The organism is Cyanobium sp. WAJ14-Wanaka, from assembly GCF_024345375.1.
GTDB lineage: Bacteria > Cyanobacteriota > Cyanobacteriia > PCC-6307 > Cyanobiaceae > Cyanobium_A.
In genome coordinates, this window is the sequence record NZ_JAGQAZ010000002.1 from 545,680 (window position 1) to 560,058 (window position 14,379).

A 14,379-nucleotide genomic window follows, 5' to 3' on the forward strand; every position below is an offset into this window, starting at 1 on the left:
GGTTAGAGCTCAGCTGGCTGCATCGGTCCGCTCAGGTTACCGCTCCTGAACTGCACCACATAGGGATCACTGGTGCTGCGGTAGTCGTCGAGGCTGCCATGCCAGCGAAAAAGGCCGTCGTAGAGCAAAACCACCTTTTCAGCGGTGCGCTCGATCGTGCTGTGCACGTGACTCACCACCACCGATGCGGCCTGGGCAACTTCGGTGGTGCGCACAATCAGATCCTCGATTCTGGTGCAGGCCACCGGATCTAGGCCGGCTGTGGGTTCATCAAAGAGGAGCAATGGCATTTGATCGGCTGCCTTGCGGGGATCTTCGATCAAGGCCCGGGCAAAACTCACCCGCTTTTGCATGCCGCCGCTGAGTTCGTTGGGCAGCTGGTCTTCGATGCCCGCCAGTCCCACCGCCTCCAGGGCTTGGGACACCCTTGCTCGAATCTCACGTTCGGGAAGGCTGCCGTCGCGATAAAGCAAAAACCCAACGTTCTCCAGCACGCTCAGGGAACCCAGCAGCGCCGGGTTTTGGAACACAAACCGCACATCCGCCGGGGTGCGTTGGTCGAGGCGCAGGTATTTCTGCTCCTGGCCATGGAGCCGCAGGCTGCCGCTGCTGGGCAGCATTAGGCCGGCCAGCAGCCGCAGCACGGTCGATTTGCCGGCCCCGGAAGGGCCGACCACCACTAGGCGCTCTCCGGCCTCCAGGGTCAGGTTGACGTTTTCAATCACCGTGCGGCGACCCCAGCGCACGCTGAGATCGCGCATCTCAGCAATCGGCTGCATGTTTGCCAGGGCTGGTTGATCGCATTAAAAACCATCTTGCCGGGTTGGGGTGGGGGCTTGGCCAACTCTCCCTAAAGTTCGATTACTTAAGGCAGCGTCCCTCCCCCGCCTTTGCCCCGTATTTCCAGGCATTTGTCTTTGCGGCGTTCTCGCCAACAGGACCTAATGAGCCGCTCGCGGCGGGCGGTTCGGTGGCTTCAACCCGGCCTTGTGGTTAAGCGTTGGCTGTTCACCTCGGGCCTGGGTCTGCTGCTGGCCTTACTGGGCGCTGCCGTTTGGGCTGATTTGCAGCCGATCTATTGGTCGCTCAACAGCATTAAGTGGCTTCTCCAGGAGGTCACCCGCGTAATGCCGAGGGGAATCACCGGCCCCCTGGTGCTGGTGGTTGGCGCAGCCCTGGTGATTTGGGGGCAAAGCCGCAGCTTCGGCTCGATTCAGCAGGCCCTAGCTCCCGATAAGGGCACGGCCTTGGTCGATGCCCTGGCGGCCCAGGGGCGCCTTAACCGCGGCCCCAACATCGTGGCAATTGGCGGTGGCACGGGCCTTTCCACCCTGTTGAGTGGCCTGAAGCGCTATAGCACCAACATCACCGCCATCGTCACAGTCGCCGATGACGGCGGCAGTAGCGGTATTTTGCGGCGCGAGCTCGGGGTGCAGCCCCCTGGCGACATCCGCAACTGCCTGGCTGCCCTATCGCGGGAAGAGCCATTGCTCACCAAGCTTTTTCAATACCGCTTCCGTGCCGGTAGCGGTTTGGAGGGGCACAGTTTTGGCAACCTCTTTCTCTCCGCCCTTACGGCGATTACCGGCAGCCTCGAATCGGCGATTACCGCCAGTAGCCGGGTTTTGGCGGTTCAGGGCCAGGTGGTGCCCGCCACCAATGCCGATGTGCGTCTTTGGGCCGAGCTCGAAAACGGCGAACGGCTGGAGGGTGAATCCAAGATCGGTAAGGCCCATAGCCCAATCGTGCGTCTGGGCTGCACGCCAGAGCGGCCGCCGGCCCTGCCCCGGGCCCTCGAGGCAATTGCCAATGCCGATTTGATTGTGCTGGGCCCCGGCAGTCTCTACACCTCCCTGCTGCCAAATCTGTTGGTGCCGGAGTTGGTGGCAGCGATCAGCCGCAGCAAGGCGCCCCGGCTTTACATCTGCAACCTGATGACCCAACCGGGGGAGACCGATGGCCTTAATGTGGCCGGCCATTTGCGGGCCATTGAGGCCCAATTGGCCAGCCTGGGCATCGACCAGCGATTATTTACGGCGGTTCTGGCCCAGCAGGACCTGGAGGATTTTGCCCTGGTTGAGCACTACCGCCAGCAGGGGGCCGAGCCGGTCCTCTGTGATGCCCGCCAGCTACGGCGCCAGGGCTACCAGGTGATGCAGGCGCCGCTGCAGGGGGCCAGGCCAACGGCCACCCTTAGGCACGATCCCCGCAGCGTGGGCCTGGCGGTGATGCGTTTTTACAAACAGCACCAGCGAGATCGCTAGTAGGCGTCCTGCATCTCGTAGAAGTCGGGCTGCACGTAGTCCTTCCGCAGTGGAAAACCCCGCCAATCCTCTGGCATCAGGAGCCGCTTGGGCTGGGGATGGCCCTCGAATTCGATGCCATACATGTCGAAGGTTTCACGCTCCTGCCAGTCGGCTCCCCGAAAGAGTCCGTAAAGGCTGGGGATTGTGGGCTTGTCGTTGCGAGCCACGGCCACCTTGAGCCTCACCTCTTCCGGCTTGGCATCGGCCAGCGGTTTGCCTTCGGCATCTATCTGGGCGCTGAAGGAGCCGAGTTTGACCAGGTTGTAGAAGCTAACCAGCTTTCCGCCCGGGCCTTCGTCGTAGCCGCCCTGGCACTGCAGGTAATCGAAGCCATGGGCCTTTAGGGCAGTGGCCACCAGTGGCAAAAAGGCCGCTTCCACCCCCAGAATTTCGATGCCCAGGTGATCACTGCCGAGCACCTCAGCCTCAAAGCCCTGGCTGGTTAGCCATTGGGCCACAGGCCCGGGTTGGGTTTCTTCAGGCATCGATTTTCTCTGGTTGGGGCTGGGTGGCGCCCAGGGGGAGGCCAGCGGCGGCAGCCAGGGCCCTTTGCTGGGTTTCAGCCCTCAGGTAGCGGCCATCCACTATCGGTTCAATGGCCTTCATCTGGTGGCTGACCGTGCAGTAGCGGTGGGTCTGCTGGAGGTTGCCCCGTTCAGCAAGGGCCTCATTGCCCACTTTTTTGCGCAGTTTGATCACCGCATCAAAGATCGCCTCGGGCCTGGGCGGGCAACCCGGCAGGTAGAGGTCAACTGGGATCAGCTTGTCTACGCCCCGCACGGCCGTGGTGGAGTCGGCGGAAAACATGCCACCAGTAATGGTGCAGGCACCCATGGCAATCACATATTTGGGCTCGGGCATCTGCTCATAGAGCCGCACCAGGGCGGGGCCCATCTTCATGGTGACCGTGCCCGCCACGATCAGTAGATCGGCCTGGCGGGGGCTGGATCGGGGCACCAGGCCAAAGCGGTCAAAGTCGAAGCGGGAGCCGATCAGGGCAGCGAACTCAATGAAGCAGCAGGCCGTGCCATAGAGCAGGGGCCAGAGGCTGCTGAGCCGGGCCCAGTTGTGGATGTCGTCGAGGGTGGTGAGGATCACGTTCTCGGAAAGATCCGAGGTGACAGCAGGCGCGCCCACCGGGTTGCAGCTGGCTGCACGCAGGTCGCGCAGGGCGTCTATCGAGGGGGATTGGGTCATGGGGAAATCCGGTTCAGCTCCACTCGAGGGCGCCCTTGCGCCAGGCGTAGGCAAGGGCCACCACCAGGATCGCAATAAAAATTAGGGCCTCGATGAATGCCAGCAGGCCAAGACGGTGGAAGGCCACCGCCCAGGGGTAGAGGAAAACGGTCTCCACGTCGAAGATGACGAAGACCAGGGCAAACATGTAGTAGCGGATATTGAATTGAATCCAGGCGCCACCAATGGGCTCCATGCCGGATTCATAGGTGAGTTCCCTTTCGCCTTGGCGGCTTTTCGGTGCCAACAACTTGTTGGTAACCAGTGCCAAAACGGGAACGGCAGCCGAAATCAGCAAAAAGCCGAGAAAGGCGTCGTAGCCGGAGAGCACGAACATGCGGACCAGGCCAACCTGCCATGCAGTCTGGCATCTGCGATCCAGGCTTGGGCGTCGATACAGTTTGTTCAGCCCAACTGCGGTTTAGGGATGCAGGACGACGCGCAAGAAGAAGTGGGGCTGGAGGAGGGCCTAGAGAAGGTCCTTGAGCCCCAGGACCCTGCCCTTGAGGCGATTGATCACCGCTTCGAGTGCCGCAGTTGTGGTTTCGTCTATGACCCGGCCGAGGGGGTCAAGAAATACGGAATCACGCCGGGGGTGCCCTTCCTTGAGCTAGATCCGTCCAGCTTCCGCTGCCCGGTTTGCCGCAGCAAGACCGCAGCTTTCATCGACATTGGCCCGCGCAACAAGCCCAGCGGGTTTGAGGAAAACCTTGATTTCGGCCTGGGGGTGAACCGACTGACTCCTGGGCAGAAGAATGTGTTGATCTTTGGCGCCTTCGCCCTGGCGGTTGCCTTCTTCCTTTCCCTCTATTCGCTTCGCTGAAGACCCATGCGCCGCTATCTCTCACCTCTGCTCAGCCTGGGGCTAGCCCTGTTCCTGGGCTTCGGCCTCAGCGGCTGCGTTACCACCGGTTTGCCCACGGCGACCACCAGCCCCTGGCAGGCGGTGCCACTGGCCACCAAGGCCAACCCGCTTGATGTGGCATTCACAGATGCCAACCACGGCTTTCTGGTAGGCAGCAACCGTCTGATCCTGGAAACCAACGATGGCGGTGCCAGCTGGGCTGAGCGGGCCTTGGATTTGCCTGAGGAGGAAAACTTCCGGCTGATCAGCCTTGATTTCCGCGGCGATGAGGGTTGGATTGCGGGCCAGCCCGGCTTGCTTCTGCACAGCACCGATGCTGGCCAAAACTGGAGCCGCCTCTTCCTGGATACCAAGCTCCCTGGGGAGCCCTACCTGATCACGGCCCTCGCTGCCAATACGGCTGAGTTGGCCACCAATGTGGGCGCCATCTATGAAACCAGCGATGGCGGCAATAGCTGGCAGGCCAATGTGGCTGATGCGGCTGGCTCCGTGAGGGATCTGCGCCGGGGATCAGCCGGTGAATACGTCAGTGTCAGCAGCCTGGGCAATTTCTTCGCCACCTGGAACCCCGGCGATCCGATCTGGACCCCCCACCAGCGGGTCAGTAGCCAGCGGCTGCAATCGATTGGCTTCCAGCCCGATGGTGCCCTGTGGATGCTGGCCCGGGGCGCCCAACTGCGTTTTGGAGCCGATCCGGCCAACCCAGAAGACTGGAGCAAGCCTGTAATCCCGATCACCAACGGCTATGGCTATCTCGACATGGCCTGGGACCCCCAGGGCTCGATTTGGGCCGGTGGGGGCAGCGGCACCCTGTTGGTGAGCCCTGATCAGGGCAAAACCTGGCAAAAGGACCCCGTGGGAGCGGCCCAACCCACCAACTTCACCCGCATCAGCTTCCTGCCCGATGGCAAGGCTTTTGTCCTGGGTGAGCGGGGTTCCCTGCTGCGTTGGGTGGGCTAGCGCCAACTTCTGTAACCAAGGGCCAGACCGACTCCCGTCGTCTGCTCCCAGACCCTTAGGATCGCCTCGCTGAACGCTTACCGCTATGGCTGCCGGCTCAACAGGAGAACGTCCGTTCTTCGAAATCATCACGAGCATCCGTTACTGGGTCATCCATGCGGTGACCCTGCCTTCCATCTTCTTGGCTGGCTTCCTATTCGTGTCTACGGGATTGGCCTACGACGCCTTTGGGACTCCCCGCCCTGATGCCTATTTCCAGGCTCAGGAAAGTAAGGCTCCTGTGGTGAGCCAGCGTTACGACGCCAAGAGCTCCCTCGATTTGCGCTTGCAATAAGTCATGACCCAAGCACCCATTTCCACCACCCCCCGCAACTACCCGATCTTTACGGTCCGGTGGCTGTCTATCCACGCCCTCGGTATTCCCACGGTGTTTTTCCTGGGAGCCCTGGCCGCCATGCAATTCGTTCGTCGCTGAGGCCATGCAACGCACCCCCAACCCCAACAATCTGCCGGTTGAGCTGAACCGTACAAGCCTTTATTTGGGCCTGTTGTTTGTGTTCGTCACCGGGATCCTGTTCTCCAGCTATTTCTTCAACTGATCAGGAGCACTTCCGATGAGCGGTAAAAAATCAAACTTGCCTGACGGCCGGATTCCCGATCGCCTGCCCGATGGCCGCCCAGCGGTGGCATGGCGTTCTCGCTGGACCGAAGGGGTGCTGCCCCTCTGGCTGGTGGCCACGGCCGGTGGCATGGCAGTGATCTTTGTGGTTGGTCTGTTTTTCTACGGCGCCTACGTTGGCGTTGGTTCGGCCTAAACCTTTCCCTTCGCAGCCCCATTCTTTTTTAGGCACACAGATTTTGGATCTGCAAACCCCCGGTGGATGGCCCAAGCCTCTCCACCAGGGGTTATTTGCTGACAAGGCCCATGGCTAAGAAGCGAACACTTTTGAACAACCGGGCCCTCACCTTGCTGGTGGGAGGGCTGCTCAATGCCTATGGCCAGGTGATTTTGCTGACCACTCTGCTGCGCATAGAGGCTGATCCCGAGCTGGATCTCTTGGTCAAAGGTGGTGGTGAGCCGGTGATTTATGCCCTGTGGCATAGCCATGTTTTTTTTGTGCCGTTGCTGCGTAGTTATGAGCGCCGGCCGGTTTCAGTGCTGCTAAGCGCCCATCGCGACGCCCAAATTGTGGGCGTGGCCGCGCGGTTGCGGGGTATTCGCCTGGTGGTGGGCTCTTCTACCCGCGGTGGAGCCCGGGCCTACTTGCAGTTGCTGAGGGTTTTGGAGCAGGGGCAGTCCGTTGGTATTACCCCCGATGGCCCCAAGGGACCACGGGAGCTGGTGAAGCCTGGGGTCATCCACCTGGCCCAGCAATCGGGTTGCGCCGTCGTGCCGGTGGCCCTGGCCTGTTCAAGGGTGCATCGCCTTAGGTCCTGGGATCGCACCTTCCTGCCCCTGCCGTTTTCCAGGGCTGTTTTTGTCTTGGGGGCCCCTATTTATTTTTCAGCGGATGCCCCGATCGAGGCTTTGCAGGATGAGCTAAATCGGGCGATGGAGTCCACGGTGGGTCGCGCCCAGGCCAGGATCACTGGTCCCCAGCCAGGATTGGTCGGCACCAGCCATGGGTAGAACCCCTTCCTGGGCCGGATCAGGGTTGTTGCTGCTCTATCGCACCCTTTGGTTGGGCCTCACCCCTGTGGCCTTGGGCTTGCTCGTCTGGCGCCTGCTGCAGGGTAAGGAGGATCCCCGGCGGATCCAGGAACGCCTGGGCTGGGCAACCCTGCGGCGCCCCAAGGGCCCTCTTGTTTGGTTCCATGCCGCCAGTGTCGGTGAGCTCAATAGCCTGCAGCCCGTTTTTAGGGAGCTGCAGGATTTTCCGGTAAGCCTGTTGGTCACAACGGTGACCCGCAGCTCGGCGGGCTTGGCCAGGGAGCTTTTGCCTGAGGGGGTGCTTCATCAATACGTGCCCATAGATCACTGGCTCTGTTGGCTGCCATTTAGGCGCCATTGGCGAGCTGAGCTGGGGGTGTTGGCCGAGGCCGAGCTGTGGCCAGAAATTGTCCATGCCATGCCCCACCTCAAGGTGATTAATGCCCGGATGAGCGGCGCCTCGTTTAGGCAACACCAGCGGGCCAGTTGGTTTTCGAGCTGGTTAATGGGCCGTTTTGAGACTTGCTTGGCCCAATCGGAGCAGGATGCCGAGCGCTTTCGGCGCCTGGGGGCGCCGCAGGTGCAGGCCACGGGCTCAACCAAGCTGGATGCCGATCCCCTGCCTGTCGATCGCCGGATTGTGGATCGGCTGCAGCAGGTATTTGGAGCTCGGGCCGTGGTGCTCCTCGCCAGTACCCACGCCGGCGAGGAGCAGCTCCTGCTGGATGCCTGCCCCTGGATCTTTGGCCCGCAACCAAGCCCGGTGGCGCTGTTGATTGCTCCCCGCCATCCCCAGCGGGCACCAGAATTGCTGAAGCTCCTGCCAGGTGCTCGTCTTTGGAGTGGGATCGTCCCAGGCGAGAAGGCCGTTGATGATGAAGCTGTTGATGAGGAATCCGCTGAAGGGCTCGCGGCCGATGTGGTGATCGCTGATTGCCTAGGGGCGATGGGTGCCTGGATCGAGGCGGCTGGAGTGGTGGTGATCGGGGGCAGTTTTGAGCCTGGAGGTCGGTCGATTGGTGGCCATAATCCCCTTGAGCCCGTGGCCCTGGGCAAGCCGGTGGTTTGTGGGCCCGACATGGCCAACTTTTCCGATTTGGCAGGTGTCTTGGCCGATAGGGAATTGCTGTGGTCCTATCCCACGCCAGCGGCTGCCTGGGCTGGGGTTCAGCACTTGCTCGAGCGGGATCGCGGCGGCCAGGGCCCTAGACCTTCCGGACCTAGCCAAGCCCCTCACTTCGAGGGCCCCTCCCGTCAGATTGCCCAGCAAATCAAGCAATTTCTGGGCAAAACCGGCGCGAAAGCGGATAGTTCGGCCGTAAGTCTTTGATGCCAATCCCAGCACCCCGATTTTGGTACCAACGGCGCCTGAGCCCCCAGGCGGCGGCTCTTTTGCCCTTTGCATGGCTTTACCGCCTGGGGCTGCATCTGCATCGCCGCAGCATTCGCCCGGTGCGACTGCCCGTACCGGTGATTTCGGTGGGAAACATCACCTTGGGCGGCACTGGCAAAACCCCATTGGTGATTGCCTTGGCCCGCGCCTTGAGCGGCCAGGGTTTCGCGGTGGCTGTCCTGCTGCGGGGCTACGGCCGCCAGGGCAAGGAACCTCTCCTGGTGCAGGCTTCCATGGCCTATCAGGCCGTTGGCGATGAGGCGCTCGAATACGCCCAACAATTACCTGGGGTGCAGGTTTGGGTGGGATCCAACCGCACCTGCAGTGCTCACTTGGCGATCGACAACGGCGCCAATCTGCTGTTGCTCGACGATGGTCTCCAGCACTGGCCTTTGCAGCGCAATCTTGATCTGACCCTGCTGGATCGCCGCCACGGCGTTGGCAATGGCCAGGTTTTCCCCGCAGGCCCCTTGCGCGAACCCCTGGGCCAGCTGGCAAGGGCCGACATTTTGGTGCTTACCGGCCCTGCCCCTGCTGGCCCCATGGACCGACGGATCAGGGATCACTGGCCGGTTAAAAAGCCCTGCTTCGAGTTGACCTATCAGCTAGAGGTGCCGGCCGATCTTTTTGGCAGGCAGCTGTGGGCTTTTTGCGGGATAGGCCTGCCGCGCAAGTTTTTTGAGGCCCTGGGCGCCGCTGGCTTGAAGCTGCTGGCCACGGAGAGCTTTGCTGACCACCACGCCTATTCTGAGCAGGAGTTGGCGCGTTTATCGGCTGTGGCCCAAGCCCATGACGCCCTGTTGGTTACCACGGTGAAGGATGCCCAGCGGCTGCCGGCTGCCTATCGCCCTTCGGTGAGGGCCATCCCCATGCGGCTGGAAACTGGGGCCCTAGATGCCTTGGTGGCCCAAATATTGGAGCGGATCGGCAATGGCTGAGGACGGGCCCAGGATTCTGCTTGTGGCCGGGGAGGCTTCTGGGGATCTCCATGGCGGTGCCATGCTCCGGGAGCTCCGCCGCCTATTGCCTGGGGTGCAGGTGGTGGGTGTGGGCGGTGACAACCTGCGGGCCCAGGGCATGGAGACCTTGGCGGATGTGAGCACCCTTTCGGCCGCTGGCCTGGTGGAAATTGCGGCTTCTATCCCCAGGCATTACCGGGTGATGGAGATGCTGAAGCAGCAAATGGATCAACATCGACCCAAGGCTGTGGTGTTGGTTGACTATCCCGGCTTCAACATGTTCGTGGCAAAGGAAGCCAAAAAAAGGGGAATCCCGGTCTTCTTCTACATCGCCCCCCAGGTTTGGGCTTGGGGTAAGGGCCGGGCCAAAACCATGGCCCAGTTGATTGATCGCCTTGCCGTGATCTTTCCCTTTGAGGAAGAGATTTTCAATAGATATGGTCGAGCTGTGGCCAGCTATGTGGGCCATCCATTGATGGATAGCCTCAAAACGAGCCGCAGCCCTGGTGAAACTCGCCAACTCCATGGTTTTGATCTGCAGCAACCATTGTTGGTGTTGATGCCGGGTAGCCGGCGCTCCGAGGTTCACCTGTTGTTGCCAGCCATGTTGGGGGCCGCCCAGCAGCTCAAGGCCGATGGCTGGCAGGTGGCCCTATTGAAAGCACCCACCATTTCCGAGTCCTTTTTGAAACGGAGCCATGGCAAGGGTCCATTCCCAGTGCCAGTGGTAGAGGGTGACGCATACAACCTGTTGGCAGCCGCTGATGCGGGGGTAATTGCTTCGGGGACGGCCACTTTGGAGGCGGCTCTTCTGGGATGCCCCCATGTAATTCTCTATCGCTTTTCGCTGATTACCTATCTATTGGGGAAACTATTTATTCGCCATCGCACAATGGGGCTGCCCAATGTGATTTTGGGTCGTCCTTTTTTCCCGGAATTGCTCCAGCGTCGGGTCACCCCTGCCAATATTGTGCGGGCCGTGGCCCAAATGGCTGCAAATCGCCAGGCCTGTGGCCAGGCCGTAGACCAGTTGCGAAGCGCCATGGGGCAGCCTGGAGCCTCTGATAGGGCTGCCCATGAGCTTGCTAAGCTAATCAAATGAACAGATCTAATGACCATATCTAATTCGCCAACCCCTGCCAAGTTGGAGCCCAAATCATTCTATTGGCGGCTGGCGATTTATGGCCGTCGTTATTTATGGCCCACCTTTGCATTTGCCCTGTTCTTTAACCTTCTCTACGGCGCATCTACCGGCTTTGTGCCCCTGGTAATTCGCTATCTATTCGACGAGGTTTTGCCCTCCCAGGATCGGGTTCGGCTCTACAGCGCTCCTGTGGCGATTGTGGTGGTTATGGCAATTCGTGCTGCCTCCCAATACCTGGGATCCTATTTGACTGAGTTGGTGGGTCAGTCGATGACTGCCGATCTGCGCAAAACCATGGCGGCAAAAATGGTCGAATTACCAGAATCCTTTTTGGATCGAAATCCTTCTGCGATGTTGGTTTCTCGGGTGATGAATGATGTGGGCTTGGTCAAATCCGGAATTGTCGATGGTTTCGTTTCCGTAGTTAAGGATGGCCTCACTTTGGCGGTATTGGTTGCGGTTGCTTTTTATCAAGACTGGTTGCTTTCCCTAATTGCTTTTGTACTTTTCCCTTTCGCAATTGCACCTGTCCTGAAGTCTTCCAAAAAAGTTAGGCGTCATTCTAGAACCAGCCAGAATAGCTTGGCTCGCTTGGCCACCTATCTTCAGGAATCAATTGTGGGTTCAAGGGTCGTCAAGATTTTTGGGATGCAGGCCTATGAGCTGGATCGCTTTGACGCCGAAAATAAATCCGTATTACAAACCGCCCTTAAGACCACTAGGGCCAAACTGGCCAACCAGCCCTTAATGGAATTACTGGGGGCGATTGGCTTTAGTGCGGTTCTTCTATATGGTGGCGAAAGTGTGATTGCCGGCACCCGCACGACGGGAAGTTTGTTTGCTTTTATGGCATCACTCTATCTTTGCTATGCACCTTTTAAGAGCATTGCCAAATCCAATGCAACCTGGCAGCAGGGGGCTGCAGCTGCTGAGGATATCTATGCAATTCTGGATGTTCCCAATGATCCCGCCGACCCTGAGAATCCCCTCAAAGTTCCCAATTTTTCTGTGGGATTAAGTGCTCAAAGCGTTTCATTTGGCTATGGCAATGAACTGGTGATAGACAGGCTGGATCTTGAAGTGCCCTGCGGTAAAACAGTTGCCCTGGTGGGATCTAGTGGTGGTGGCAAGAGCACAATTGTGGATTTGTTTTGTCGTTTTTATGATCCCAGTTCCGGTGTGATCAGCATCGATGGGGTTGATCTCAAGGATTTGCAGTTATCAGAATTGCGTAGCATTATTTCTGTTGTTGACCAAAATACTTTTTTGTTCAATGATACCGTTGCAAATAATATTGCCTATGGCCTCTCGGAAGCTTCCATTGATGTGATTGAAGCTGCCGCCCGCTCTGCCAATGCCCACGATTTTATCTGCCAGCTTCCAGATGGTTATGACACCTTAATTGGTGAGAATGGCACCATGCTTTCTGGTGGGCAGCGCCAGCGCCTGGCCATTGCGAGGGCCTTGATTAAGAACTCCCCCATCTTGTTCTTGGATGAGGCCACTTCAGCCTTGGATTCGGCTTCAGAGCAGGTGGTTCAAGAGGCCCTAGATAGGTTGATGCAAAACCGCACCACTTTGGTGGTGGCCCATCGTCTTTCCACCGTGGTTAATGCGGATTGCATCTGCGTAATCGCCAAGGGGCGGGTTGTTGAGTCTGGTCCTCACCAGGAGCTTTTGGCTCGCGGTGGGCCCTATTCCCACCTATTTTCGACTCAGTTCGCAAGCGCAGAAGCGGCTTCTTCCGTATGACTAGCTCTTTGGCTGGAGAAACTTCTGTGGCCACCAATCGGGGTGATTGGGCCAGGGCCTTTCGCAATGTCACCCAGGAGCTTGATGGGGTATGTCTCCAGCCAGTTCGCGGGATTATCCCGCCGGAACTTAATGGGACCCTCTATCGCAATGGTCCGGGCCGTTTGGAGAGGGCAGGCCTATCTGTCCACCATCCCTTTGATGGCGATGGAATGATCACGGCCTTTCGCTTTGCGGAGGGATCTGTCGAGCTAGCTAATCGTTTTGTGCGCACTGAGGGATGGCTAGAGGAAGAGAAGGCCGGGAAATATCTATATCGTGGGGTGTTTGGCAGCCAGAAGCCTGGAGGAGCGCTCGCTAACGCTTTTGATCTACGTCTTAAAAATATCGCCAACACCCATGTGGTGCGCCTCGGTGATGATCTTTTGGCGCTCTGGGAGGCAAGTTCCCCCCATGCCCTTGACCCCGTCAGCCTTGAAACCAGGGGCCTCACTCTCCTAGATGGCGTGCTTAAGCCAGGTGAGGCTTTTAGTGCCCATCCCCGTTTTGATCCGGGCCACCATGGTGAGCCGAGGATGGTCACTTTTGGTGTGAAGAGTGGCCCCCGCAGCAGCGTGCGGCTGATGGAATTTGCCACCGAGGGTCCGAAGGCAGGCCAGCTGGTGGCTGATCGCAGCGACAGCTTTGGGGGGTTTGCCTTCTTGCACGACTTTGCTATCACCCCAAATTGGGCAGTGTTTTTGCAAAACGCGATCGACTTCAACCCCCTGCCATTTGTATTCGGACAGAAGGGGGCAGCCCAGTGTTTGCGCTCTAGGCCAGGCGGCCGTGGCCAATTTTGGCTTATTCCCAGGGACTGTGGCTCCTATGCGGGCCAAGCCCCCAGGTTGATTGATGCCCCCGATGGCTTTGTCTTCCACCATCTCAATGCCTATGAAGAGGGAGACGAGGTGGTGGTAGAGAGCATTTTCTATAACGACTTCCCCTCAATTGGACCCGACGACGATTTTCGCTCGATCGACTTTGATTCTTTGCCCGCTGGCTTGCTTGAGCGTTGTCGAATCAATCTCACTACTGGTACGGCAAGTAGTGAACGCTTGAGTGAGCGTTGCTGTGAATTTGCGATGGTGAATCCGAGGTTCCAGGGTTTGCCCGCCCGCTATGGCTGGATGGCTGTTGCAGAGCGCGAAACCGGCAATGACCCTTTGCAGGTTATCAAGAAACTCGATTTGCAAACAGGTGAGGGCAGCACTTGGAGTGCGGCACCCCGGGGCTTTGTCACTGAACCGATCATGGTGCCACGATCAATTAAGGAAGGTGAGCGAATGCCTGCCGAGGACGATGGCTGGCTGTTGTGCTTGATCTGGAATGGGGCCCGAGATGCTAACGATTTAGTGATCCTTGACGCCGCAGATCTAAGTGAAACGGCTGTGATTGAGCTACCCCTTGCCATGCCCTATGGGCTACATGGCAGTTGGCATCAAGGCTCTTAGTTTAGGAAGTAGCAGTGAGAAAGCCCGCCCGCGGTGGCCGATATTGCTTTTAACTGCCTTGTCCATTTCGGCGAAGGTTTGAGTTGCTTCTGATACGTAGAAAATTGGGTCATAGCCAAAGCCACCCTCTCCCCTGGGTGATTTTAAAATCTCGCCGGGGCAGCGCCCTTCCACTTCAATGAGCACATTCCCTGAGGGGTCGGAGATGGCCAGGGCCGCCACAAACTCAGCCCTTCGGTTTTCTGAGTCTGTGGTGATTTGCACCTGCTGCAGCTCGCCGAGTAGTCGTTGAATGCGGGCCCTATCGCTATCGGCATAGCGAGATGAGTGGACCCCGGGTGCGCCGCCGAGGGCGTCTACGCAGAGGCCCGAGTCGTCAGCTAGGGCCCAATGGCCACTCGCCTTGGCAACAGCGATTGCCTTGATTCGGGCATTTTCGGCAAAGGTTTGGCCCGTTTCTTCCACATCCAGGCCTTCAGGCTGGGGAATGATTTTCAGGCCATAGCCTTCGAGCAGGTGGCTGAATTCGCGGACCTTGCCTGCATTGCCGCTGGCGATAACCAATAGGTCAGGCAGTGAAAACTTTGTTTGGGAAGCCATCATGTTTGGGGTGCTAATTG

General features: G+C 58.9%; 18 protein-coding genes. 13 read left to right on the forward strand and 5 right to left on the reverse strand.

Features of this window, described 5'->3' with window-relative positions:
- Positions 1-2 precede the first annotated feature (2 nt).
- The gene (locus KBY49_RS09420; protein ID WP_254934518.1) at positions 3-779 is read right to left on the reverse strand and encodes an ABC transporter ATP-binding protein; all 777 of its coding nucleotides are present in this window, start codon (positions 777-779) and stop codon (positions 3-5) included.
- Positions 780-944: 165 nt separating this feature from the next.
- Between KBY49_RS09420 and yvcK the strand changes: the two genes are divergently transcribed.
- Positions 945-2,264 carry a gluconeogenesis factor YvcK family protein gene (gene yvcK, locus KBY49_RS09425; RefSeq protein ID WP_254934519.1) on the forward strand — a complete coding sequence of 440 codons (1,320 nt, stop codon included), beginning with the start codon at positions 945-947 and terminating at the stop codon, positions 2,262-2,264.
- Here the strand turns inward: yvcK and KBY49_RS09430 are convergent.
- From KBY49_RS09430 to ndhC, 3 genes are read right to left on the reverse strand one after another with little or no spacing between them, the layout of a single operon-like run.
- The gene (locus tag KBY49_RS09430; RefSeq protein ID WP_254934520.1) at positions 2,261-2,791 is read right to left on the reverse strand and encodes an NAD(P)H-quinone oxidoreductase subunit J; all 531 of its coding nucleotides are present in this window, start codon (positions 2,789-2,791) and stop codon (positions 2,261-2,263) included. The two genes, yvcK and KBY49_RS09430, sit on opposite strands and share 4 nt — an antisense overlap.
- A complete protein-coding gene (locus KBY49_RS09435) occupies positions 2,784-3,503 on the reverse strand; it encodes an NADH dehydrogenase subunit K (RefSeq protein ID WP_254934521.1) in 720 nt (239 codons plus the stop codon). Before KBY49_RS09435 ends, KBY49_RS09430 begins: the two co-directional genes overlap by 8 nt.
- Positions 3,504-3,516: 13 nt before the next feature.
- Positions 3,517-3,879 carry a photosynthetic/respiratory NAD(P)H-quinone oxidoreductase subunit C gene (gene ndhC, locus KBY49_RS09440; RefSeq protein WP_254934522.1) on the reverse strand — a complete coding sequence of 121 codons (363 nt, stop codon included), beginning with the start codon at positions 3,877-3,879 and terminating at the stop codon, positions 3,517-3,519.
- Between the two features lie 90 nt (positions 3,880-3,969).
- Between ndhC and KBY49_RS09445 the strand changes: the two genes are divergently transcribed.
- The 12 genes from KBY49_RS09445 (at position 3,970) to KBY49_RS09500 (ending at position 13,759) form a co-directional block, all read left to right on the forward strand.
- Positions 3,970-4,365, forward strand: coding sequence for a rubredoxin (locus KBY49_RS09445; RefSeq protein ID WP_254934523.1), 396 nt, complete (start codon positions 3,970-3,972; stop codon positions 4,363-4,365).
- A gap of 6 nt (positions 4,366-4,371) precedes the next feature.
- Positions 4,372-5,367 (forward strand): photosynthesis system II assembly factor Ycf48, encoded by a 996-nt coding sequence (locus KBY49_RS09450; protein WP_254934524.1) that lies wholly within the window; start codon positions 4,372-4,374, stop codon positions 5,365-5,367.
- A gap of 85 nt (positions 5,368-5,452) precedes the next feature.
- Positions 5,453-5,701 carry a cytochrome b559 subunit alpha gene (gene psbE / locus KBY49_RS09455; protein ID WP_254934525.1) on the forward strand — a complete coding sequence of 83 codons (249 nt, stop codon included), beginning with the start codon at positions 5,453-5,455 and terminating at the stop codon, positions 5,699-5,701.
- Positions 5,702-5,704: 3 nt separating this feature from the next.
- Positions 5,705-5,842: a cytochrome b559 subunit beta gene (gene psbF / locus KBY49_RS09460; RefSeq protein ID WP_254934526.1), complete on the forward strand. Its 138-nt coding sequence runs from the start codon at positions 5,705-5,707 to the stop codon at positions 5,840-5,842.
- 4 nt (positions 5,843-5,846) lie between these two features.
- On the forward strand, positions 5,847-5,966 hold the full coding sequence (locus KBY49_RS09465) for a photosystem II reaction center protein L (RefSeq protein WP_254934527.1): 120 nt from the start codon (positions 5,847-5,849) through the stop codon (positions 5,964-5,966).
- A gap of 15 nt (positions 5,967-5,981) precedes the next feature.
- Positions 5,982-6,182, forward strand: a complete 201-nt coding sequence (locus KBY49_RS09470) for a photosystem II reaction center protein J (protein WP_048017331.1) — start codon at positions 5,982-5,984, stop codon at positions 6,180-6,182.
- 110 nt (positions 6,183-6,292) lie between these two features.
- The gene (locus tag KBY49_RS09475; protein WP_254934528.1) at positions 6,293-6,997 is read left to right on the forward strand and encodes a lysophospholipid acyltransferase family protein; all 705 of its coding nucleotides are present in this window, start codon (positions 6,293-6,295) and stop codon (positions 6,995-6,997) included.
- Positions 6,990-8,348, forward strand: coding sequence for a 3-deoxy-D-manno-octulosonic acid transferase (locus KBY49_RS09480; RefSeq protein ID WP_254934529.1), 1,359 nt, complete (start codon positions 6,990-6,992; stop codon positions 8,346-8,348). Before KBY49_RS09475 ends, KBY49_RS09480 begins: the two co-directional genes overlap by 8 nt.
- Complete coding sequence (lpxK, locus tag KBY49_RS09485) at positions 8,348-9,349, forward strand: tetraacyldisaccharide 4'-kinase (RefSeq protein WP_254934530.1); 1,002 nt, start codon at positions 8,348-8,350, stop codon at positions 9,347-9,349. Before KBY49_RS09480 ends, lpxK begins: the two co-directional genes overlap by 1 nt.
- Entirely contained in the window at positions 9,342-10,472 is a 1,131-nt protein-coding gene (gene lpxB, locus KBY49_RS09490) for a lipid-A-disaccharide synthase (protein ID WP_254934531.1), read from the forward strand. Before lpxK ends, lpxB begins: the two co-directional genes overlap by 8 nt.
- 9 nt (positions 10,473-10,481) lie before the next feature.
- Positions 10,482-12,266: an ABC transporter ATP-binding protein gene (locus KBY49_RS09495; protein WP_254934532.1), complete on the forward strand. Its 1,785-nt coding sequence runs from the start codon at positions 10,482-10,484 to the stop codon at positions 12,264-12,266.
- Entirely contained in the window at positions 12,263-13,759 is a 1,497-nt protein-coding gene (locus KBY49_RS09500) for a carotenoid oxygenase family protein (RefSeq protein ID WP_254934533.1), read from the forward strand. Before KBY49_RS09495 ends, KBY49_RS09500 begins: the two co-directional genes overlap by 4 nt.
- Here the strand turns inward: KBY49_RS09500 and rdgB are convergent.
- Positions 13,730-14,359 (reverse strand): RdgB/HAM1 family non-canonical purine NTP pyrophosphatase, encoded by a 630-nt coding sequence (gene rdgB / locus KBY49_RS09505; protein ID WP_254934534.1) that lies wholly within the window; start codon positions 14,357-14,359, stop codon positions 13,730-13,732. The genes KBY49_RS09500 and rdgB overlap by 30 nt on opposite strands.
- Positions 14,360-14,379: the final 20 nt, after the last annotated feature.

What these genes read in the sequence shown, in the direction of transcription:
- KBY49_RS09470 (WP_048017331.1), top strand. Translation starts at nt 5,982, where the DNA reads ATGAGCGGTAAAAAATCAAACTTGCCTGACGGCCGGATTCCCGATCGC.
- KBY49_RS09475 (WP_254934528.1), top strand. Translation starts at nt 6,293, where the DNA reads ATGGCTAAGAAGCGAACACTTTTGAACAACCGGGCCCTCACCTTGCTG.
- ndhC (WP_254934522.1), bottom strand. Translation starts at nt 3,879, where the DNA reads ATGTTCGTGCTCTCCGGCTACGACGCCTTTCTCGGCTTTTTGCTGATT.
- KBY49_RS09445 (WP_254934523.1), top strand. Translation starts at nt 3,970, where the DNA reads ATGCAGGACGACGCGCAAGAAGAAGTGGGGCTGGAGGAGGGCCTAGAG.
- lpxB (WP_254934531.1), top strand. Translation starts at nt 9,342, where the DNA reads ATGGCTGAGGACGGGCCCAGGATTCTGCTTGTGGCCGGGGAGGCTTCT.
- KBY49_RS09480 (WP_254934529.1), top strand. Translation starts at nt 6,990, where the DNA reads ATGGGTAGAACCCCTTCCTGGGCCGGATCAGGGTTGTTGCTGCTCTAT.
- rdgB (WP_254934534.1), bottom strand. Translation starts at nt 14,359, where the DNA reads ATGGCTTCCCAAACAAAGTTTTCACTGCCTGACCTATTGGTTATCGCC.
- psbF (WP_254934526.1), top strand. Translation starts at nt 5,705, where the DNA reads ATGACCCAAGCACCCATTTCCACCACCCCCCGCAACTACCCGATCTTT.
- KBY49_RS09435 (WP_254934521.1), bottom strand. Translation starts at nt 3,503, where the DNA reads ATGACCCAATCCCCCTCGATAGACGCCCTGCGCGACCTGCGTGCAGCC.
- KBY49_RS09450 (WP_254934524.1), top strand. Translation starts at nt 4,372, where the DNA reads ATGCGCCGCTATCTCTCACCTCTGCTCAGCCTGGGGCTAGCCCTGTTC.
- psbE (WP_254934525.1), top strand. Translation starts at nt 5,453, where the DNA reads ATGGCTGCCGGCTCAACAGGAGAACGTCCGTTCTTCGAAATCATCACG.
- KBY49_RS09495 (WP_254934532.1), top strand. Translation starts at nt 10,482, where the DNA reads ATGACCATATCTAATTCGCCAACCCCTGCCAAGTTGGAGCCCAAATCA.
- KBY49_RS09420 (WP_254934518.1), bottom strand. Translation starts at nt 779, where the DNA reads ATGCAGCCGATTGCTGAGATGCGCGATCTCAGCGTGCGCTGGGGTCGC.
- KBY49_RS09430 (WP_254934520.1), bottom strand. Translation starts at nt 2,791, where the DNA reads ATGCCTGAAGAAACCCAACCCGGGCCTGTGGCCCAATGGCTAACCAGC.
- lpxK (WP_254934530.1), top strand. Translation starts at nt 8,348, where the DNA reads ATGCCAATCCCAGCACCCCGATTTTGGTACCAACGGCGCCTGAGCCCC.
- KBY49_RS09500 (WP_254934533.1), top strand. Translation starts at nt 12,263, where the DNA reads ATGACTAGCTCTTTGGCTGGAGAAACTTCTGTGGCCACCAATCGGGGT.
- KBY49_RS09465 (WP_254934527.1), top strand. Translation starts at nt 5,847, where the DNA reads ATGCAACGCACCCCCAACCCCAACAATCTGCCGGTTGAGCTGAACCGT.
- yvcK (WP_254934519.1), top strand. Translation starts at nt 945, where the DNA reads ATGAGCCGCTCGCGGCGGGCGGTTCGGTGGCTTCAACCCGGCCTTGTG.